Below are 19,736 nucleotides of genomic sequence, written 5' to 3' on the forward strand. Positions count from 1 at the left end.
CACTATTTGCTATTGAGTCACGATACGCTGACCTTTGCCGCTCAACAGCTTCAGCTGGTCATTCTCATAACCGACCGTATAAACGACTTTATAAGGCGTGTCGACGAATGCGCCATCCACCCGCTCCTGCGCGGTAATGTTCGCCGTGACGACCGCTCGTTCATCCTCCTGCACCTCAACGCTCAGATCGTCAATCGATATATTTCGGGTTCCGAGATAGCCCTCGCGGAACGTGTCATACGAAGTGGATGCGGTCCACGTGCTTCCGATCAACGAATAAGCATAAACATAGTCACCGCTGTTGAGACTATCGTAGAAATGCGTCACAAGATACGAAGCCATATCCTCGAATGTGACGTCGCCCACTTCTCCTTCTTGGAAAATGTCGGAGTCCATCGCGAGATTGTCCGGCAGCTTCGTCATCGGCGAAGCCGACCAGCCTTCAGCAAGCGACAGCACCTGCCCGATCGGGATGCTGAAGCCGATCGCCCCCTGCTCCGCACCTGCCGAGTTGATGCCGATTACCGCTCCCGTCTCACGATCCACTAATGGACCGCCGCTGTTACCGTGCGCGATCGGCGCCGAAATTTGATACATATCTTTGTAGGAATACGGCTCGATATCAAGCTCTCGCCCGACACCGCTAATAATGCCAGTCGTGACCGTATTCTGATAACCAAGCGGGCTGCCGATGGCGATCACTTCGTCCCCGATCTCGCCCATATGCTCGGTCTCCAGCTCTAGCGGCGATGTCCCCGCCAATTCCGGCACTCGAACGACAGCGACGTCCACATCGGTGCCGATGCCAATGACGGTACCATCCAGTTCCCTTGCATCGGCCGTTCTCACTTTGACTTTATGCGCCCCAATGACGACATGACCATTCGTAATCAGATCGCCTTGATCGTTGTAGAGAAAACCTGATCCGATTAAGCCATTGTCCGTCTCAATCATGACAACCAGCTTCTGCGTTGCAAAAATAATATCCTTCAGCGTCTTATCCGCTGCCGCTGTCTTCGATTCATCCACGGTCGGCTGCGCCAACAGCGGACTGTTCGTCAACCGCTTGGGCACGTCGTTATGAATCGCCAAGGCACCGATCGTTCCGCCGATCAGCACGAGCAGGCTAGCGATCAAACAAATCCATCCATTTCGATTCATATGCAGACCTCACCTTATTCCAAGAACCAGCCAGCACGGTCGATTCGCACCTGTGCTTTCTGATAAGCGTTATAATAAATGTCATCGACGACAGCCGTCTCTCCCGGCTCCACTTGATCCGGAGTCGCGTAAATCGTACCCGTGTTGATGACAGACCCAGCTTCATCGAGCAGCGTATATTCCACATATACCGAATAAATCGTCTTCGTCGCTATGTTGCGCAGCTTTGCGTGAATATGGACATCACCATTCTCATCGAGAGTCGAAGTAAGTCCCTCTACTTCCACCGCCGCCGTCCGATTCTTCAAGTCTTCCTCTGCCGCCTTCTGCTGCGCCAGCTTGATGCGATTCTGTTCCGCTTCCTCGTATGCCTTCTTATCTGAAGCGATCTTATCCTTGAGCGATTGCAGCTTCTCATTGCCGCTGTCGTACTCCAACCCGATATCTACAGCCGAGGCTGCATCATTAAAGCTCTTCCGTTCGAGCAGCCGTTCGCCTTCTTGGATCGATAGCTCGCCGATTCGCGCCACAATCTGCTCATGCACCGCGGCTGACTCCTCATTGGCAAGGCCATCCGCAACTCGCAGCTTCGAGATAAGCTCCTTAACGGAATCAATTTGATCCAGCTCGGATTTGATCTGCTGAACCGTCAGCTCCGCCTGCTGCTCCTTCAAGCTGGAGCGCAGCGGCTCGAACAGCTCTTCTTCACGCTTGTTAAGCGTCTGGCTCACCTCAGCGAGAAGTTGATTCGTCTCATCCAGCTTATTGTCCTTGAGCATATTCTCGGCACTCGAGAGCTTGCGCGCCATATCCGCAGCCTCCTGCACAATCGCACGATCGGCCTGCAGCGCTGCAAGCTTCGGACGAGCCGAGATCGCCTTGTCCAACAGTTGAGCGGACTGTTCATAGCTGCCGTGAAGCGCTTGCCGCTTCGCTTCATTCTGCCAGCTCGTCACACGCTCATTTTGCAGCAATTCATAGGAATAATAGCCGTAGACGCCGGCACCTACGAGCATTGCAAGCAGCACCGGAACGAGCCAAGTATAAATACGAATCCCGCCTCTGCCTCGGGATAGCACCTCTGCCTGCTCCTCTTCATCATCTACATGCAGCAGCACGGTCTCCAGCTCATCGAACGCTTCGTTATCCGGTTCGCTGCGAACGGTATGCGATAACGATGCGGCCAGCTGCTCGGCAAAATGCGGCAACGACTCTTCCATTCGAACGCCCGCCGCCGCAGCCTCCTGCTCCCCTTCCTCCTCTAGCAGCGGATCAGATGCTAGCATTTTGCCGCAATAGCTGCAAAATCGGCCATCCGGCTGATGGTTCTGTTTTCCGCAGTAGGTACAATACATGATGATTCACCCCTATATATGAAGATTCCAGCGAATCTACTTGTCCTCTCAAATCAAGCACTCTTCATTGTAAAACAATTAATAGCCATATCCAACGTGAGGATAGTCCCAAGGTGAACCGGCTGATTGAATAAAAATAGCCGTCGAGCGCTCTCGACAGCTAACGAATGGACAACATACACCGGTCAACAAATTGCATTTAAACACATTATAATCCGAGCAAAGAAGGCTGAACAACCTTTAATTCTGTCAAAAAATTTACAGCTTAACGATTTCGATCCGATTCAACACGTCTGCTATCGAATAATGCTGCAAATAGGCGATCGCCGTCATCTCCGCCTCCCTTAATATACCAGAGAGCTCTTGCTCGAACTGAGCGGATCCATCCGTCTAATCAACCTTATGCAAGCTCTATAGACAAACGGCTTCTTCTGTTATAAAAAAAGGCGCGATCCCGCAGGACCGCGCCAAATAAGCCATTGCGCTTCACGGGCACATAAGCCCGCCGGGGCGCGCCGCCCCGTTAGCCTCACTCTAGGTGCGATGATGAATGCTTCATCGCGCATAAAGGCGCACTGCATTGCTTGCACGACAGGCGAATTACTTCTGTCCGTAATAAGCGTTAGCGCCATGTTTGCGCAGGTAGTGGCGGTCCAGCAGATTCTGATCCATTGGCTGCGTGTTAGGGTTGAGCGCATACGTATGAACGGCCATCTTCGCGCACTCTTCGAGTACAACGGCATTATGCACGGCGTTGTGCGGATCCTTGCCCCAGCAGAATGGCGCATGGCTGAATACGAATACGGACGGCACTTGCGCAGGATCGATGCCGCGTTTCTCGAACGTTTCCACGATAACGTTACCCGTCTCCAGCTCGTAAGCACCTTGAATCTCAGCTTCCGTCATCGGACGCGTGCAAGGCACTTCACCGTAGAAGTAGTCGCCGTGCGTTGTTCCGAGCGCCGGCAGGGAACGGCCTGCTTGCGACCAGCTCGTTGCCCATGGCGAGTGCGTGTGTACAACGCCGCCGATTGTCGGGAACGCTTTGTACAGCACAACGTGTGTTGGCGTGTCGGACGATGGGCGAAGGTTGCCTTCTACTACATTGCCGTCGAGGTCGACAACGACCATATGTTCAGGACGCATTTCTTCATAAGGTACGCCGCTTGGCTTAATAACGACCAGACCGCTCTCGCGGTCGATGCCGCTGACGTTACCCCACGTAAACGTAACCAGACCGTATTTGGGCAGCTCCATATTCGCTTCCCATACGGCTTGTTTCAACGATTCCAACATGAATGAAGCACTCCTCTCATGCCTATCAATTGCTTGACTTGGATGTCATTTGAACTCGAGTTTATGAACTTATACGGACATCCCACTGTAATTGCATGAATTTATTATAGGTTGTACGTACAAGCATGTCACGCGTTTTTTTCCTTCAGATCCTTCACCGATTCCCGTTCTACAAGCGTCGGCTCATAGACGACATCCTTCCAAGAACCGCGTGGTGTCCGCTGCGTTATGAGCTTCATCAGCAGCTCCACAGCGTCTGCTCCCATGCTCGTCTTCGGGTGTACAATCGTCGTCAGCTTCACTTCCGTTGCGACCGCCAGATTCGAATCGTCGAAGCCGATCATCGATAGATCGTCCGGTACGGACAGACCGCGCCGTCTAATGATATCGAGCATCCGTACAGCCAACTCATCATTGTAGCAAAAAATCGCCGTCGGCCGTTCCTCCGCCTCCCGCTCCAGCATGCGCTCCAGCGCTTCAAGCGGACGGCTTGTCTTCTCTTCGGACGAATAGCGGACGACCCAATCGGCAGCAACGGGCTGCTTCCGCTCGCGGAATGCCCGCAGGAAGCCGCGCATCCGATGTACGCCTTGGTAGTCATCCGTCTTGAAGAAGCCGGCGATCCGTTCATGTCCCATTCGCAGCAAATAATCCGCAGCCCGATAGCCGCCAAGCTCGTCGTCTACCTTCAGGCATGGCGCGTCGACATCGGTGTACCGTTCGTTCAGCATGACGTACGGGATTTGCCGCGCATCAAGCGCGAGGAAGAAATCGAAATTCGGATTGCCTTCGGCACTCTTCGTCGGCTCGATGATGAGTCCAGCAAGCGGTTCATGCAGCATCGACTCCAGACTGTCGCGCTCCTTCGACTTCTCGTTGTCCGTGCTGGCGAGCAGCATCCGTGCCCCACGCTCGCGCAATGACGACTCGACACCGCGGACGATCGTCGGGAATATATAGTCGGAGATATGCGTCGTAATCATGCCGATCGTCATGCCGATCGGCGAAGACTTGCGATCCACTGCCGTCTGGGATTCGGCGACGAACGTCCCTTTGCCCTGCGTCCGGTAGAGCCAGCCGTCCTGCTCCAGATCGCCGAGCGCCTGGCGTACCGTCTGACGGCTCATCTTGAAGCGCCGGGCAATCTCGTTCTCCGAAGGCAGCCGGTCGTGCGGCTTGAATTGCGCCGTTACAATCCAAGACAATATCTCCTGCTTTAATTGTATATATTTAGGCGTCTGCTGATCCTTCACGACACACCTCATCTAAAGTAAAGTTGTATGCTTAACAGTATAACATAAGCTCAACTTGTACGTACATTAGCGTATCGTTTTCCTGAAAATAGATGGGAGATTGTGTTTTCGGTAAACTCAGGGCGGCGTGGAAGGCTCGTGGGTTGCGCTGGGTTGCGCTGGATTGCGCTGAGTTTCGCACGGAGGGCCAGTTAGGTGCATATCTGCACCTTTGCGACTCCAAGATGCGCCCGACTGCCTGCTAGGTGCATTTCTGCACCTTCGTGGCACCGAAATGCGCTCGGCTGGACTGTTAGGTGCACTTCTGCACCTTCGCAGCACCGAAATGCGCTCGGCTGGACTGTTAGGTGCACTTCTGCACCTTGCGATAGGGGTTGGACAAGTAGAGGAAACTGGTGTAAGGACTCTGCCGTAGGCTAATCGAGTCACTTCAACAACACGCAGCGGTTGCTGCAGAGGTTAAATCAATTGCAAACCACCTATTTCTTCATCTTACGGTTGCCAGTAAGACTATTGCTGGGGAAATGTGCGGTTTCTTGTATTAATCGGAGTTAATAAGCACTAGTACAACCGTTACAATTTTCTATGGCACCAGAACAGCTCTATAGCCGATATCAGAACCGTTAGTGCTGAACGGTAGACTGTCTTTTGTCGGCGACACGCTTCCTAATGTCATCGAACCTTCTTCTCGCATCCTCCGAGTCATCCGCCGCCAGGATCGAATACCCTGCCGCAGGGTCTATCGGGCGCGCATGCTCCAGCGTGTAGAGCTTGTATCGCCTCTGATGAGGCAGGAAGACGACGTATGCGGTATGGCGCGACACTGGCTTTAATCCCATTTTGCGCAGCTGCGATCGTGTGAACATCCCGTCCGGCACCTTGCTAGATTCATAGATTTTCATTCCCCACTGCTCCCCTTGATATTCAAATAAAAGCCTTAGCCGCGAGCTTGGCTCACAACTAAGGCTATTACTAGTGCTGCTATTACGAAGTTACAATTAAACTTACTTCGCTACGTCGTATCCTTGATCCTCGATTGCATCGCGGATCTGGTCCAATGTTACGCTGCCCGGATCGAAAGTCACGTTGACTGTGCCCTCCGCCAAGCTTACTTCACCTTTCGCACCAAGCGGACGAAGCGCGTCCTCCACCGCTTTGACACAATGACCACAAGACATACCGGATACTTTCAATACCGTTTGTTGAACTGACATTCGAATCTCCCCTTCCATGATGATCCCACTATAGTATCTTACGCTAACCTCTCACTCGTCCATGACTCATTCGACCTGGATGACGAATGGCACGGTGACAACGCGGCCTTCCCGCTGGAACTGTCCCCATACCTTGTAGATGCCATCTGCCGGGAATACAGTCGTGAACGATGCGGATGAACTGCCGCTATTATGCTCCTTCGGATGAACATGCAGATACGTCTCCATATCCTTGGACAAAATAACGACATGCCCCGCCGCTCCCAAATAGTTCTCCATATCCGTCAGCTCTTTGCCCGTCTTCGCATCTCGGAAGGTGTAGGTGAGCGTTGCATTCTCGCCCGCCTCCGCTTCGCTGACGGCGAGTGCGATTTCAATGCCGTCCACCTTCTGTACGAGGCTGGCATCAGGCTGAGGAGCAGGTAAATCATAAGTGGGTTTGCCGCCTATTGTCAGCCAACCGGCGCGCGTCATGCTATGGCCGCCATCGGGAACGAAGTCCGCGAACCACTTGTAGCGTCCGCCCGACGTGAACTGAGTCATGACGCGGAATACGCCTTCGCCGTCATAGCCTGGATGAATGTGCCGGAACTGCTGCATATCCTCGCTTACGATAATAAGATGGAGCAGCTTCTCGTGGCTAAGCGCAAACTTCGTAATCGGCTCGCCATCCTCGCCGAGTATCCGAATCGTTAGCTCTGCATCCTCTCCGGCCATAAGCGCCCCCGCTTCCGGTGCAAGCACCACCTGCACATCCCCGTCTTCTTCGCTCGCGGACAATTCCATACCATCGTGAGATGCATGCGAATCGCTGCTCATCCCAGCATGATCATGTTCCATGATCTCATCTGAGGTCGCTGCTTCGTTACCGTGCGAATGCGAGGGCAAAGGCGGCGTCCCAAGCTCTACCCCTGTCGGCGAATCCGTGCTGTCGCTACTATCATCATCCATCGCTTGATCAGCGTTCGTCGGGGTAACGCTTGATGCCGCCCTATCGATCTCGCGGTCGCAGGCGGACAACGTACCGGCCAAGACAACCGCAAGCAGCAGCAGCTTTATCGTTTGTTTCATTGGTTCATCAGCTCCAGGTAGTTATCGTCATGATGGCTGACGAAGACGGAGCCGCTGCAGCCTCAGCGCATTCAGAACGACCGATACGGAACTTGCCGCCATTGCGGCGCCGGCGACCCAAGGCGCCAAGAGACCAGCAGCAGCAATCGGAATGCCGATCGCGTTGTAGGCGAGCGCCCAGAACAAGTTCTGCCGAATGTTGCGCATCGTTGCCCGGCTCAACTCGATCGCATCGGCGATCCCGTTCAGATCGCCGCGCATAAGCGCCACATCCGACGTCTCAACCGCCACATCGGTTCCTGTGCCGATTGCGATCCCGACATCAGCCGCTGCAAGCGCAGGCGCATCGTTAATGCCATCGCCAACCATGGCGACCTTGTGCCCTAGCTGCTGCAGCCGCTGAATCTCGGCCGCCTTCTGCTCAGGCAGCACCCCGGCGATCACATGCTCAATGCCAACCTGCTGCGCAATCGCAGCCGCCGTTCGTTCATTATCACCCGTAGCCATCCTTACCTGTATGCCCAATGAACGAAGCCGTAAAACCGCTTCACGCGACGATTCCTTCACCGTATCCGCCACCGCGATGAGCCCAGCGAATCTGCCATCGACAGCAGCCAGCATAACGGTCTTCCCTTGCGCTTCAAGCGATGACTCGGCCGACGAATCCGCTGTCGTCAGATCGACATCGAAGCGTTCCAGCAGACGGCGCGCTCCAACGAGCAGCTCATGGCCTTCGACGACCGCCTGAATGCCGAAGCCTGGAAGCGCCTCGAACTGTTCTGCCTCAGGCAGCATCAATCCGCGCGCCTTCGCGCCTGCTGCAATCGCCTCCGCAACCGGATGCTCGGACAAGCGTTCCGCCGCGCCTACGAGCCGCAGCAGCACATTCGGATGCTCAGCGACAACGTCGGTCAGCTGCGGCTTCCCGTTCGTAACCGTACCTGTTTTATCAAGCACGACCGTGTCGATCCGATGCGTCTGCTCGAGATGCTCGCCGCCCTTGAACAACACGCCAAGCTCTGCAGCGCGGCCCGATCCCGCCATGACGGAAGTCGGCGTAGCCAGCCCGAGCGCACAAGGGCAGGCAATGACGAGTACGGCAATCGCAATTTCAAGCGCCTTCGCTGTATGGCCCGGTTCAATCCAGACGAACCAGATAACCGAAGTCAACGCCGCGATCGCAACAACAATTGGGACGAACACGCCTGAGATGACATCCGCCAGCCGTTGAATCGGCGCCTTCGAGCTTTGCGCATCCTCTACGACTTTAATAATCTGAGCGAGCGCCGTATCCGCGCCAACCTTCTCTGCGCGAATCTTCAGCATGCCATTGCGGTTAAGCGAAGCGCCGATGACGCGGTCGCCGACACTGACATCCACTGGCATACTCTCGCCCGTAAGCATCGACTCATCAACGGATGAGCGGCCATCCAGCACAACGCCGTCAACCGGAATCGAATCGCCAGGCTTCACGAGCAGCACATCGCCGACTGACACCTGCTCAATCGGCAGTACATGCTCTTCGCCATCCTGCAGCACCGTCGCCGTCTTCGCTTGCAGCTTCATAAGCGATTGAATGGCTTGCGATGACCGTCCTTTCGCCCGAGCCTCGAACAGCTTACCCATGATGACGAGCGTAATGAGGATTGCACTCGTCTCGAAGTACAGCTGCGGCCCCTCCATCATCCCGCCGTGTCCATGCATCGCTGCCCCGCCAGCATTTTGCCACTTGATCGTCTCGTATAGACTGTAGAAGTAGGCAGCGGATGTACCGAGCGCAACGAGCACATCCATGTTTGCACTCCGATTGCGCAGCGCCTTGAAAGCACCGATGTAGAACGGTCCGCCAATATAGAACTGCACCGGTGTCGCCAGGGCCAGCTGCGTCCACGGATTCGCGAGCACATCCGGCAGATAGATCCAATCCAGCCAAGCAAAATGCGACACCATCGTCCATAACAGCGGCAGCGATAGGATAATCGACAGGAACAACCGATTGCGCTGCGCCGTTGTCCGATCCTTAGCGCCCGATTGCGGCGCCGCCTCTGACTTCTGCACTGCCGTGTAGCCAAGCTGCGTCACCTTGCGCTCCATATCATTGGGCGATACCGCCGTCGGGTTGTACTCGACATGCGCCGTCTCCATTGCGAAATTGACTGTCGCCTTCGCAACGCCCGGCAGCCTGCCGAGCCCCTTCTCAATTCGGTTCGCGCAAGCAGCGCAAGTCATACCCTCTAAATTAAAATCAGCCGAAGCTGTAGCAGCAAGTACTGCAGCCTGGTCGATGTCGCGTTGGTTGCTCGTTTGCATCGCTCATCACCTCTCCTGTATACCTTACACCTCTATTATATACCCCCACCCCCTATATTGTGTCAAGCGATTTTCGTAATTTTATGGAAAAACCGCCAATATCCCATGGACCCTCCGCGATAATAAGCGCTCCTGCCAGCCTACCGTTCCGCGCTCTAAGCGTCGTGAATCCATGCTTGTCCGACAATTCGATGCCCATTTAAATAAGAACGATCAGACCTCTCTTATAGATAATCTTTAATGTCACTGAATCTTCAAGCCTAGGCAAAACCATTCCACAGCGCAAAAAACAGCCTCAGCTGGATTATTACCAAGCTGAGGCTGCATTATCGGTTACTTCATCAATTTATTCATCGTCGTCAGCAATTCGTTGATCACATCCGTGTCGCCCTCTTGCAGGCGCTCCACCACGCAGCTGCGCATATGCTCCTCGAGCAGGAGCTTGCCGACGCCATTGAGCGCAGATTGTACCGAAGCGATCTGAATAAGGACATCGTCGCAGTACGTATCCTTCTCGATCAAACCCTTCAATCCGCGAATCTGTCCTTCAATCCGATTCAAGCGATTGATGAGACTGCCCTTTACTTTGTCGGAATGATGGCTCTTCCGCACTGCATCATCCGTCACCGTGCAGCAAGCATCCTGATGCGCCGACGCACCTGGTCCCGCGCTTTCCATCCGTTCATCCTGTTCCGTTCGTATTTCCTCGTTCATTCCGTTCCGCCCCCTTGCACCTATTCGCGATCATTCTAACATACCCCCGCTAGGTATGTGAAGGGGACAGCCGCTCCATCATATAGGCACGCACCGCATCGGACAGATCCGGCCGCTTCAGCGCCATATCAATCGTCGCCTGCACGAAGCCAAGCTTATCTCCGATGTCGTGCCGAACGCCAACGAACGGGAAAGCTTCGATCGGAGAGAACCGATTCAGCCCCGCAAGCGAGTCTGTCAGTTGGATTTCGCCGCCTTTGCCAGGTCTAGCATCCTCTAACAGACCGAATATGGCAGGGTCCAGCACGTAGCGGCCAACGACCGCTAGATTGGACGGCGCCTCCCCAGGCGCCGGCTTCTCCACCATGCCGCGTATGCGGTTCGAATAACCCGGGCTCTCTAAATCTACGATGCCATACTTATGCGTCTGATCCATCGGCACTTCCATAACGGCAACGACGGATGAACCGGTCTGTTCATATACATCTATCATCTGCTTCAAGCATGGCGGATCGGACAGCAGAATATCGTCACCAAGCAGAACGGCGATCGGTTCATTTTCGGCAAAAGCTTTCGCACTCAGCACCGCATGGCCAAGCCCAAGCGGCTCCCGCTGGCGGACGTAGAAAATATTAGCCAGCTTCGAGATGCCGCGAACCATGTCGAGCAGCTCCTCCTTGCCCCGCTCCTCCAGCTCCGTCTCCAACTCTGCTGATTTGTCGAAATGGTCTTCAATCGCACGTTTGTTGCGTCCGCTTACGATCATGATGCTCTCGATGCCGGATGCGACGGCTTCCTCCACGATGTACTGGATCGCAGGCTTATCGATCAGCGGAAGCATTTCCTTGGGCTGGGCCTTCGTCGCAGGCAAAAATCGCGTACCTAATCCGCCTGCAGGAATGATTGCTTTGCGTACACGTTTTCTCTCCATCATTAGCGCAGCATCCGCCTTTCTTCATCTCGACTCGTTCTTCAACGGCCATATTGGGAATCGTATGCCATTTCCCGCTTGAAAATGATAAACCTAGCCTCAGCAAGGGCTATCCGCTACGCCTTCGGCAATGTCGGAAGCGTTACGGCGATGACCGCACCGCCATCCGCGCCGTTCGGTTCAGCTTCGACCGTACCGACATGAAGCGTAACAATCCGCTTAACGATCGATAGTCCAAGACCGTTGCCGCCGATGCTGCGATCACGCGATGGATCCGCCTTATAGAAACGCTCGAACACGCGGGAACGCGCCTCCTCCGATATGCCTGGCCCCGAATCGCTTACCCGTACCGTTACGGCTCCGCCGTCTTCCGATTCCTTCATCCCTATCGTAATGCGTCCGCCCTCCGGCGTAAACTTAATGGCGTTATGAAGAATGTTCAGCCACACCTGATTAAGTCCGTCCCGATCGGCATCGATCGTCGTCTCGTGCAAATGCAGCTCCAGCTCAATCGACTTGTCCGCCCATTGCGGCTCGCACGATAACACCACGTCGCGCAGCTGCCGATCCAGCCGAATCGGCTGCGGATGGAACGGATGATGCTGCGAATCAAGCGAAGCGAGCCGCAGCAGACCATCGCTGAGCCGCGACAGCCGGCCGCTCTCCTGCTTAATAATATCAACGTAATGATTGCGCTCTTCCTCTGTCACTTCCATGCTGCGCAGCGCCTCCGCGAAGCCGCCGATCGACGTCAGCGGCGACTGCAGCTCATGCGATACGCTGGACACGAAATCCGCACGCATCGTCTCGATGCGACTCAAGCTGTCCGCCATTTGGTTAAAGCTGTCGGCCAGCTTGCCAAGCTCGTCCTTCCGGTTCATCTTCACGCGAACGGAGAAATCCCCCTTCGCCAAGCGCGCGGTTGCGCGCGTCAATTGCTTGAGCGGGCTAACCATATAATGCGCAGCGATGAAAAATAGCAGACTGCCGACGATCAGCATGGTCAGCAGCAGCATATTGGAAGTCCGCATGAAGCTGCGCTCCTGCGGAACGCGATCCGGACTTACAAGAATCGCAAGCTCCAGTTGCCCGAATCTAGCTCTTTGTCCTACTGCCATTCGCGGAAGCGTGCCTGTCGCGTCATCCTGCTTGAGCGTAACCGTAATCGTTCGGCCGCTGAAAATCGCCTCCACCTGCTCCCCCGTCAGTTGGCTGCCCATCGCGCGAAAATGCTGCCCAAAGCCGAACCAGCGGCCATCGGCGCTGACGCCGACGATGGACACATTTTGCAGCCTAGCCGTTTCTGACAAGAAAGGCAGCAGCGCTCGCGGTGCCGCCACATTGTATAGACGCTCAATATCGGCAATCGTATTGATTAGCTGAACGGATACTTCGGTGCGGGTGAACCGTTTGAACGACTGGCTTGTCAGCAGGAATGATGCCGCGATGCTGACGAGCACCACGACGAGAAACATCCCGACCAAGCGAACATAGAGGCTGCGGATCACCCTGTCACCTCCAGACGATAACCCAAGCCTCGAATCGTTACGATTCGGAAGCCTGACGTTTCCTCTGGGAACCGTTCACGCAGCCGTTTCACATGGACGTCCACCGTCCGCTCGTCTCCCTCATAATCGACGCCCCACAGCTGCTCGATGAGCTGTTCGCGGGAGAACGTTTTGTTCGGATAGCTGGCCATTTTGAATAAGAGCTCGAATTCCTTCGGCGGCAGCTTGACGCGTCCTTCAGGCGCCATCACGTCATATTCCACCCGGCTGAGCGCAATGCGTCCGACCTCGACTAGATGCGATGCGACGATCCGGTAACGCTTCAGCAGCGCCTTCACGCGGACGACCAGCTCAATCGGATCGAACGGCTTGACCAAGTAGTCGTCCGCACCCAGCTCGAAAGCCCGCACTTTATGCGACGTCTCGCCTTTGGCAGTCAGCATCAGCAGCGGAATATCGTGCTCATATGTATCGCGCAGCGTCTCGCACAATGCCCAGCCGTCCATTCGAGGCATCATAATGTCCATAATAACCATATCCGGACGTACCGATTCCAGCTGCTGCAGCGCATCCTCGCCGTCTGTTGCCTGCAACACATCAAAGCCTTCCCGTTTCAGAAAAACGCTGGATAAGGTGCGAATGTTCGCGTCGTCGTCCACTACTAATATCTTCGCCACTGAGCTCTCTCCTTCATTCCTATAACCGTGCACGCTATGGACCACTTGCTCTATCATAGCATAGGGCTGTCAGCCGCTTCCTTAGAGAAGGCTTAAAATCCATTGACAACTCTTTGTAATAAATCTAAACTTAATACAACTTCAACTGTACTCATTTTAAATACAGTTCCACTTCAGGAGGACATTTATATGCACAAAACCATTATTATCGGTACCGGCCCTGCTGGCCTTACAGCTGCAATCTACCTGGCGCGCGCCAATATGGCACCGCTCGTTATCGAAGGTCCACAACCGGGCGGACAGTTGACGACGACGACCGAAGTCGAGAATTTCCCAGGCTTCCCGGAAGGCGTGCTCGGCTCCGAGCTGATGTCCAATATGCGCAAACAAGCGCAGCGCTTCGGCGCTACGTTCACGACGGGCTGGGTCAACAGCGTCGACTTCAGCCAGCGTCCTTTCACGATTAACGTTGAAGGCGGCAAAGTGTACCAAGCGGAATCGATCATTATATCGACCGGCGCTTCGGCCAAATATCTCGGCATCCCAGGCGAGCAGTCGAACGTTGGACGCGGTGTGAGCACTTGCGCAACCTGCGACGGCTTCTTCTTCCGCGGCAAAAAGATTATCGTCATCGGCGGCGGCGACTCCGCTATGGAGGAAGCTCACTTCCTGACTCGCTTCGCAACGGATGTTACGCTCGTACACCGCCGCGAAGAGCTGCGCGCCTCCAAGATCATGCAGGACCGCGCTCGTTCCAACGAGAAAATCAGCTGGGCGCTCAATAACACGCCGGTTGAGGTTGTCGCTAGCGGCATGGGCGTAACAGGTCTGAAAGTTCTCAACAACGCAACGGGCCAAGAAGAAGTGATCCCGGCAGACGGCGTATTCGTGGCGATCGGCCACACGCCGAACACGGGCTTCCTCGGCGGTCAGATCCAGACAGACGAGAATGGTTACATCGTGGTGAAGCCAGGTACGACGGAGACGAACATTCCAGGCGTCTTCGCTTGCGGCGACGTGCAAGATACGAAATACCGCCAAGCGATTACGGCTGCAGGCAGCGGCTGCATGGCCGCGCTTGAAGCGGAACGTTACCTCGAAGAAGTGCACAGCGCTGCGAAAGCGTAATATCGCAGGCATCAACGTTCAGCGAGCGTTATGCGCATTTCAGACCGGTCTTCCGGATGAGCAGTGACGGATGAGCAGTACACAGCAAAGGGCTGTACCTTCGGGAGGATACGAATCCACCGCAGGTACAGCCCTTGTCGTTGTAATGGATGATTTAAGCCCAGCCCCAGAAGAACCCGTCCCGCTCCCAAGCGGCCCGGCCCTTATGCAGCTTGCGGAACGCTTTCTTTACATCTTTGCCGATGGACAGATTGCCATTATCGTTCACGTAGAGGAACGATTCGCCATAGCGGCTGGCGATATACCGGGTTGCTTCCTCTTGGTGCAAAATCCCTTTATTCTTCAGTTCATCTACCATCCACTGCGCTACTTCTTCTGCTGTTGCCGTCATATCCGTCACGCTCCTTATTTTTCGCAATCTATTTTCTGTTATACTAGTTAGACGATCTTACAGTACGTGTTCAAAAAGTCGGGTTTTCAGCAAAATTATTGAACAACTTCTTAAAGCATGGAGGGATATCATCATGAGTCGTACTATTATCGCTATGGGCGGGTATACACCCGAGCAGCAAGCACGTATTCGAGAGGCGACCCCAGGCTGGAACGTTGTTTTCGGCAAGGTGAAGGATCTGGACAGCGCCCTGTTCCGCGAAGCAGAAATCGTAATCGGCTGGAGTCCTGCAGTAGAAACAGACGGTCTTCTGCCGGAGTCAAAACTCCGCTGGGTGCAAGGCTGGTCGGCAGGCGTCGACAAGCTGCCGCTGGATAAATTAGCGGCTAGAGGCGTCGTCCTGACGGACGCAAGCGGCGTCCATCCCAACCAAATGTCGGAGACGACACTGGCGTTGATGCTTGCTTTTACACGCAATGTACATAGCGCGATACGCAATCAGGTCGAAGGCCGCTGGGAGCTGCGAGGCAGCTACGGCGAGATTCACGGCAAGACGATCGGCATCATTGGCGCTGGCGAAATCGGTATTGAGCTGGCGCATATCTGCCGCGCATTCGGCATGACCACGCTCGGTGTCCGCCGCAGCGGCAAGCCAGCTGAGCACTTCGATCGCATGTATGATATGTCCGGGCTCCGAGATGTGCTGGCGGAGAGCGACTATGTCGTCAATCTGCTGCCGCTGACGGACGAGACGAACGGATTGTTCAATGCAGCCGTCTTCGCGCAGATGAAGTCTACCGCCTTCTTCGTGAACGTGGGCCGCGGACCTTCCGTTGTGACCGATGATCTAGTCGCTGCGCTCCGCGATGGCGTCATTGCCGGTGCCGGCATCGATGTGACGGAGCCAGAGCCGCTGCCAGAAGGTCATCCGCTGTGGAAGCTGGATAATGTTATTATTACTCCGCACATAGGCGGCCAGTCCGACCAATACAGCGCACGCGTTGCCGACCTGTTCATTCATAATTTCAAGAGTTATATCGAGACTGGTCGTCCGGACCGTAACATTGTGGACTATGCTGTAAGATACTAATTATAACGCACACCCACCCAAACCCTCAGGGATCCACACCCACCCAAACCCTCCCTCTCCCGAGAGGGAGGGCCCCAAGGGCGGCTGCCCTCTGGACTCCCGCAGGACTGGTCTAGATAGGTTGGTGGATTCGGCTTGTGCAGCTGTAACTAGGTACGTTCGAACGTTCGCATACGATTCGATGCGCCTGCGTTACTATGTGCGGATCCTCGCTTTCGTCCCTTTTGGGACACGCTCTACTGTTGGCGCTCCTGCGGTTCGATCCCTGCGGGATCTTGGAGCGCAATTAGTAGCGATCCCTGCGGGATCTAGGACCGTAATTGGGATTGATCCCTGCGGGATTTGAAACATACTTATTCGTTAGGAGTGCTTGATCCGATGTCGATTAATCGCCGCTTATTCACGGACAACGATTTTCAGGAGGCGCTGGATAAACAGCTCAAGCTGCGCGTCTTCAAGGACGATCATATGATCGAGAACGGCGGCGTGGTTGTGCGGTTCGACGACAACACCGTCGTCATCCAGTCAAGTGTCAGCGACGTCTCCTACTACTCGCGCGCCGAGTGCGAAATCTTCGAGCTTCGCAAGCGTTAAATTAGCGTAGACGAACATAACAGAGCCCTCACCATCGTCGCCTCGTGACTTGGTGAGGGCTCTGTTTCTTAAATTACTTTCGCTTCTGCGCCTCGATCTGCTCGGCGAGCTCGTTGAGGTACGTCCAGCGCTCCATCAGCTCTTCGAGCTTCGCCTCCAGCTGCTGCTGCTCCGCGATCAACTGCTGCAGCAGGACGGAGTCGCTGCCCGATTCGTCCATCCGCTGCGCGACAGCCGCCAACGCGTTCTCCGTCTCCTCGATCCAACCATCGATCGATTCGAAGTCCTTCTGATCCTTGTACGACATCTTCAGTGATTTCGTACGTCCGCCATCCGATCCTGCGTCCGCGGAGGCACTAGGTGCAGCAGCGCTGCTGCCTCCGGCTTGTTTGCCGCCAGACGCCGAAGTGCCAGACGCCTTGCCAGCTGCATCGCCGTCCGCGCCTCCGTCCCGACCGCCGCCAGTCCGTTCTTCGTACTCCGTGTAGTTTCCTGTATGAATCGCAACTTCCGTGCTGCCTTCGAAAGCGAACAGCCGGTCCACCGTACGGTCAAGGAAATACCGGTCATGAGATACGATGAACACAACGCCAGGGAAATCTTCGAGATAGTCTTCCAATACCGACAATGTAGCGATATCGAGATCATTGGTAGGCTCGTCCAGCAGCAGTACGTTCGGCGCTTCCATCAGCACGCGCAGCAGCTGCAGACGACGTTTCTCCCCGCCCGACAGGCGGCTGATATACGTCCACTGCATCGCCGGCGGGAATAGGAATCGCTCCAGCATCTGCGTAGCCGATACGCTGCTGCCATCGGCCGTCTTCACCTGCTCGGCGCCTTCGCGGATATACTCGATAACGCGCAGCGATTCGTCCATCTCTTCATGCTCCTGCGAGAACCAGCCGATCTTGACCGTCGGCCCGATGTCCGCAACGCCTTCTTCCGGCTGTAGTCGGCCGCCGATAATCTTCAGCAGCGTCGATTTGCCGCTGCCGTTGCGGCCTACGATGCCGACGCGATCCTCGGGCACCGTCTTATAGGTGAAGTCCGAGAATAATTTCCGTCCGCCGAAGCTGTGGCCGACATGCTCAAGCTCGACGATTTTGCGGCCGAGGCGGGAGGATGCGACCGACACGTCCATTTTGCCGCCGACCTGAGCAGGTGCTTGCGCCTTCAATTGTTCGAACCGATCGATGCGAGCCTTCTGCTTCGTCGTCCGGGCTTTTGCACCGCGGCGAATCCAAGCGAGCTCGTTCCTGAGCAGATTTTGCCGCTTCGATTCCGATGCCGCTTCCCGCTCCTCGCGCTCCAGCTTCAGCTCCAAGAAGCGGCTGTAGTTCGCCTCATAGAAGAATGCGCGGCCGCGATCCAGCTCCAGTACCCGATTCGCGACACGATCCAAGAAGTAGCGATCATGCGTAATCATGAGCAGCGCGCCGCGGCGTTTCTGCAGCATCGCTTCCAGCCAAGCGACGGACTCGTTATCGATATGGTTGGTAGGCTCGTCGAGAATAAGCAGATCCGAAGGCTGTACGAGCGCAGCCGCCATCGCCGCCCGTTTCCGCTGACCGCCAGACAAGACGCCCATTCGCAGATTGAAATCTTGAAGACCGAGCTTGGACAACGCCATCTTCGCATCGCTCTCCAGCTGCCATGCATTCAGCTCGTCCATCTTCCCGTTCGCGGCTACCAGCATCTGCTGCTGTGCTTCATCGGATGGATTCAGCTCGAGCGCTTCGAGTGCTGCATGATAAGCTCTGACTGCAGCGAGCTGCGGGGAATCGCCGCCAAGTGCATGCTCCAGAATCGTCTCCTCTGGATCATAAGCCGGATTTTGCGCCAGCATACGTACGATCACTCGACCCGACATCGAGACGGTACCCGCATCCGCTTGCTCCAGCCCCGCGATAACCTTGAGCAGCGTTGACTTGCCTGTGCCGTTCACGCCGATAATGCCGACTTTGTCGCCTTCGGCAACGCCGAACGATATATCTTCGAATAGTATTTTTTCACCGTATGTTTTCGTCAAATGCTCAACTGACAATATATGCATCGTTATTCACGCTCTTTTCCGTTATTCACAGTCAACATCCCCTTATTATAGCACAATCCCCTGCGGCCAGCCTGCCTGCCCGCTTGCAAAGCGGCCGTGCAATCGCGTAAAGTACGACCTAGAACAAAACTTCGATCGGAGAACAACCATGATCAACTCTATTCGGCCTACATATCTGAAAATGCTGATGATTCTGCTTGCTATCAGTCTACTAATCGCGACAACGGGTTGTGCCAGAGGCGAGGCCGAACTTCGCGTCAAAGCGAACGGAACCGCTCAGTTGAATCTAGTGATTACGCTGGACAACAAATTGATGCAAGCCATCAGCGGCGATTGGCTCTGGGAGACGATTGGCGACGAGTTGACGAAGCAAGGCTTCGAGGTCGATCCTGTGAAGTCCGCAAGCGGCAGCAAAACGCTTCGCGCATCGCGGGATCTCGATCTAAAGCAAAGTGCTCCTCTGCAAATTCCTGGCGTCGAAGTGACTCGCACGACAGAACGAAGCAGTTGGTGGTACACAACAGAAGCCGTATCTGCCTCTGTTGATATGACGAAGCTCATTCCCGAGCAGGTGAGCAGCAAGCTGGATGATAAGCTCTCCTCGTTATCCCCGCTCGTTCGTAATCTGGCGCTCCGCCAGATTGGACTCGACTTCAAGCTGACGATGCCGATCCGCGCCGCCTCGAACAACGCCGATGTCGTATCGAATGGCGGAAAGTCATTAACCTGGCATTTGTCCGCTGCGAAGGTCAATGACGTGCAGGTCGAAGTACATGTACCGAATGTGCGGCATATTGCGATCGCCGGCGGAGCGGCTCTCGTCGTGCTCGCGACAGCCATCGTGTTCTTCGTGCGGATGAGGCGCAAGCGGAAGCAATTGGAATAGTGCGGAGCCCTGTAGGTCAGACGGTTTACACACCTACTGGCCGACGCAACGGCGATGACGCCTGCTTTAGGTGCATTTCTGCACCTACAGTCTGAACGGTCTAG

18 protein-coding genes are annotated in these 19,736 nt (G+C 55.2%); 4 read left to right on the top strand and 14 right to left on the bottom strand.

Going from position 1 to position 19,736, the window contains the following annotated elements; translation table 11 throughout:
- Positions 1-9: 9 nt before the first annotated feature.
- From SBI19_RS12680 to SBI19_RS12735, 12 genes are all read right to left on the bottom strand, one after another.
- Positions 10-1,161, bottom strand: a complete 1,152-nt coding sequence (locus tag SBI19_RS12680; RefSeq protein WP_317968621.1) for a S1C family serine protease — start codon at positions 1,159-1,161, stop codon at positions 10-12.
- Between the two features lie 14 nt (positions 1,162-1,175).
- A complete protein-coding gene (locus tag SBI19_RS12685) occupies positions 1,176-2,516 on the bottom strand; it encodes an FxLYD domain-containing protein (RefSeq protein ID WP_317968623.1) in 1,341 nt (446 codons plus the stop codon).
- 600 nt (positions 2,517-3,116) lie between these two features.
- Positions 3,117-3,812: an L-ribulose-5-phosphate 4-epimerase gene (gene araD / locus SBI19_RS12690; protein WP_317968625.1), complete on the bottom strand. Its 696-nt coding sequence runs from the start codon at positions 3,810-3,812 to the stop codon at positions 3,117-3,119.
- A gap of 128 nt (positions 3,813-3,940) precedes the next feature.
- Positions 3,941-5,065 (bottom strand): GntR family transcriptional regulator, encoded by a 1,125-nt coding sequence (locus SBI19_RS12695; protein ID WP_317968627.1) that lies wholly within the window; start codon positions 5,063-5,065, stop codon positions 3,941-3,943.
- A 623-nt stretch (positions 5,066-5,688) separates the two neighbouring features.
- Positions 5,689-5,967, bottom strand: a complete 279-nt coding sequence (locus SBI19_RS12700; protein WP_317968629.1) for a hypothetical protein — start codon at positions 5,965-5,967, stop codon at positions 5,689-5,691.
- Between the two features lie 102 nt (positions 5,968-6,069).
- The gene (locus SBI19_RS12705) at positions 6,070-6,279 is read right to left on the bottom strand and encodes a cation transporter (protein ID WP_317968631.1); all 210 of its coding nucleotides are present in this window, start codon (positions 6,277-6,279) and stop codon (positions 6,070-6,072) included.
- A 66-nt stretch (positions 6,280-6,345) separates the two neighbouring features.
- Entirely contained in the window at positions 6,346-7,350 is a 1,005-nt protein-coding gene (locus SBI19_RS12710; RefSeq protein WP_317968633.1) for a hypothetical protein, read from the bottom strand.
- Positions 7,351-7,377: 27 nt separating this feature from the next.
- Entirely contained in the window at positions 7,378-9,660 is a 2,283-nt protein-coding gene (locus SBI19_RS12715) for a heavy metal translocating P-type ATPase (protein ID WP_317968635.1), read from the bottom strand.
- A gap of 333 nt (positions 9,661-9,993) precedes the next feature.
- On the bottom strand, positions 9,994-10,374 hold the full coding sequence (locus tag SBI19_RS12720) for a metal-sensitive transcriptional regulator (protein ID WP_483312280.1): 381 nt from the start codon (positions 10,372-10,374) through the stop codon (positions 9,994-9,996).
- 49 nt (positions 10,375-10,423) lie between these two features.
- Positions 10,424-11,308 (bottom strand): UTP--glucose-1-phosphate uridylyltransferase GalU, encoded by an 885-nt coding sequence (gene galU, locus SBI19_RS12725; RefSeq protein WP_317968637.1) that lies wholly within the window; start codon positions 11,306-11,308, stop codon positions 10,424-10,426.
- Between the two features lie 113 nt (positions 11,309-11,421).
- Entirely contained in the window at positions 11,422-12,813 is a 1,392-nt protein-coding gene (locus SBI19_RS12730) for a sensor histidine kinase (protein WP_317968639.1), read from the bottom strand.
- Complete coding sequence (locus tag SBI19_RS12735) at positions 12,810-13,490, bottom strand: response regulator transcription factor (RefSeq protein ID WP_317968641.1); 681 nt, start codon at positions 13,488-13,490, stop codon at positions 12,810-12,812. The genes SBI19_RS12730 and SBI19_RS12735 overlap by 4 nt, the downstream gene beginning before the upstream one ends.
- A 189-nt stretch (positions 13,491-13,679) precedes the next feature.
- Between SBI19_RS12735 and trxB the strand changes: the two genes are divergently transcribed.
- Positions 13,680-14,618: a thioredoxin-disulfide reductase gene (gene trxB, locus SBI19_RS12740; protein WP_317968643.1), complete on the top strand. Its 939-nt coding sequence runs from the start codon at positions 13,680-13,682 to the stop codon at positions 14,616-14,618.
- A 154-nt stretch (positions 14,619-14,772) separates the two neighbouring features.
- Here the strand turns inward: trxB and SBI19_RS12745 are convergent, their stop codons facing one another.
- A complete protein-coding gene (locus tag SBI19_RS12745) occupies positions 14,773-15,009 on the bottom strand; it encodes a DUF6953 family protein (RefSeq protein ID WP_317968645.1) in 237 nt (78 codons plus the stop codon).
- A 133-nt stretch (positions 15,010-15,142) separates the two neighbouring features.
- Between SBI19_RS12745 and SBI19_RS12750 the strand changes: the two genes are divergently transcribed.
- Both SBI19_RS12750 and SBI19_RS12755 read left to right on the top strand, forming a co-directional pair.
- Positions 15,143-16,099 carry a D-2-hydroxyacid dehydrogenase gene (locus SBI19_RS12750; protein ID WP_317968647.1) on the top strand — a complete coding sequence of 319 codons (957 nt, stop codon included), beginning with the start codon at positions 15,143-15,145 and terminating at the stop codon, positions 16,097-16,099.
- A gap of 378 nt (positions 16,100-16,477) precedes the next feature.
- Positions 16,478-16,693, top strand: coding sequence for a hypothetical protein (locus SBI19_RS12755; protein WP_317968649.1), 216 nt, complete (start codon positions 16,478-16,480; stop codon positions 16,691-16,693).
- Between the two features lie 73 nt (positions 16,694-16,766).
- Here SBI19_RS12755 and SBI19_RS12760 read toward each other — a convergent pair whose 3' ends face one another.
- Positions 16,767-18,746 carry an ABC-F family ATP-binding cassette domain-containing protein gene (locus tag SBI19_RS12760; protein ID WP_317968651.1) on the bottom strand — a complete coding sequence of 660 codons (1,980 nt, stop codon included), beginning with the start codon at positions 18,744-18,746 and terminating at the stop codon, positions 16,767-16,769.
- Positions 18,747-18,894: 148 nt separating this feature from the next.
- Between SBI19_RS12760 and SBI19_RS12765 the strand changes: the two genes are divergently transcribed.
- Complete coding sequence (locus SBI19_RS12765) at positions 18,895-19,632, top strand: hypothetical protein (RefSeq protein ID WP_317968653.1); 738 nt, start codon at positions 18,895-18,897, stop codon at positions 19,630-19,632.
- Positions 19,633-19,736: the final 104 nt, after the last annotated feature.

This window comes from Paenibacillus sp. CCS19 (assembly GCF_033239625.1).
Taxonomy (GTDB): Bacteria; Bacillota; Bacilli; order Paenibacillales; family Paenibacillaceae; genus Paenibacillus_T.

Coding starts and splice junctions, on each gene's coding strand:
- SBI19_RS12680 (WP_317968621.1), bottom strand. CDS start 1,161: ATGAATCGAAATGGATGGATTTGTTTGATCGCTAGCCTGCTCGTGCTG.
- SBI19_RS12685 (WP_317968623.1), bottom strand. CDS start 2,516: ATGTATTGTACCTACTGCGGAAAACAGAACCATCAGCCGGATGGCCGA.
- SBI19_RS12745 (WP_317968645.1), bottom strand. CDS start 15,009: ATGACGGCAACAGCAGAAGAAGTAGCGCAGTGGATGGTAGATGAACTG.
- SBI19_RS12750 (WP_317968647.1), top strand. CDS start 15,143: ATGAGTCGTACTATTATCGCTATGGGCGGGTATACACCCGAGCAGCAA.
- SBI19_RS12760 (WP_317968651.1), bottom strand. CDS start 18,746: ATGCATATATTGTCAGTTGAGCATTTGACGAAAACATACGGTGAAAAA.
- SBI19_RS12765 (WP_317968653.1), top strand. CDS start 18,895: ATGATCAACTCTATTCGGCCTACATATCTGAAAATGCTGATGATTCTG.
- SBI19_RS12755 (WP_317968649.1), top strand. CDS start 16,478: ATGTCGATTAATCGCCGCTTATTCACGGACAACGATTTTCAGGAGGCG.
- SBI19_RS12710 (WP_317968633.1), bottom strand. CDS start 7,350: ATGAAACAAACGATAAAGCTGCTGCTGCTTGCGGTTGTCTTGGCCGGT.
- SBI19_RS12715 (WP_317968635.1), bottom strand. CDS start 9,660: ATGCAAACGAGCAACCAACGCGACATCGACCAGGCTGCAGTACTTGCT.
- SBI19_RS12705 (WP_317968631.1), bottom strand. CDS start 6,279: ATGTCAGTTCAACAAACGGTATTGAAAGTATCCGGTATGTCTTGTGGT.
- SBI19_RS12700 (WP_317968629.1), bottom strand. CDS start 5,967: ATGAAAATCTATGAATCTAGCAAGGTGCCGGACGGGATGTTCACACGA.
- trxB (WP_317968643.1), top strand. CDS start 13,680: ATGCACAAAACCATTATTATCGGTACCGGCCCTGCTGGCCTTACAGCT.
- galU (WP_317968637.1), bottom strand. CDS start 11,308: ATGATGGAGAGAAAACGTGTACGCAAAGCAATCATTCCTGCAGGCGGA.
- araD (WP_317968625.1), bottom strand. CDS start 3,812: ATGTTGGAATCGTTGAAACAAGCCGTATGGGAAGCGAATATGGAGCTG.
- SBI19_RS12720 (WP_483312280.1), bottom strand. CDS start 10,374: ATGAACGAGGAAATACGAACGGAACAGGATGAACGGATGGAAAGCGCG.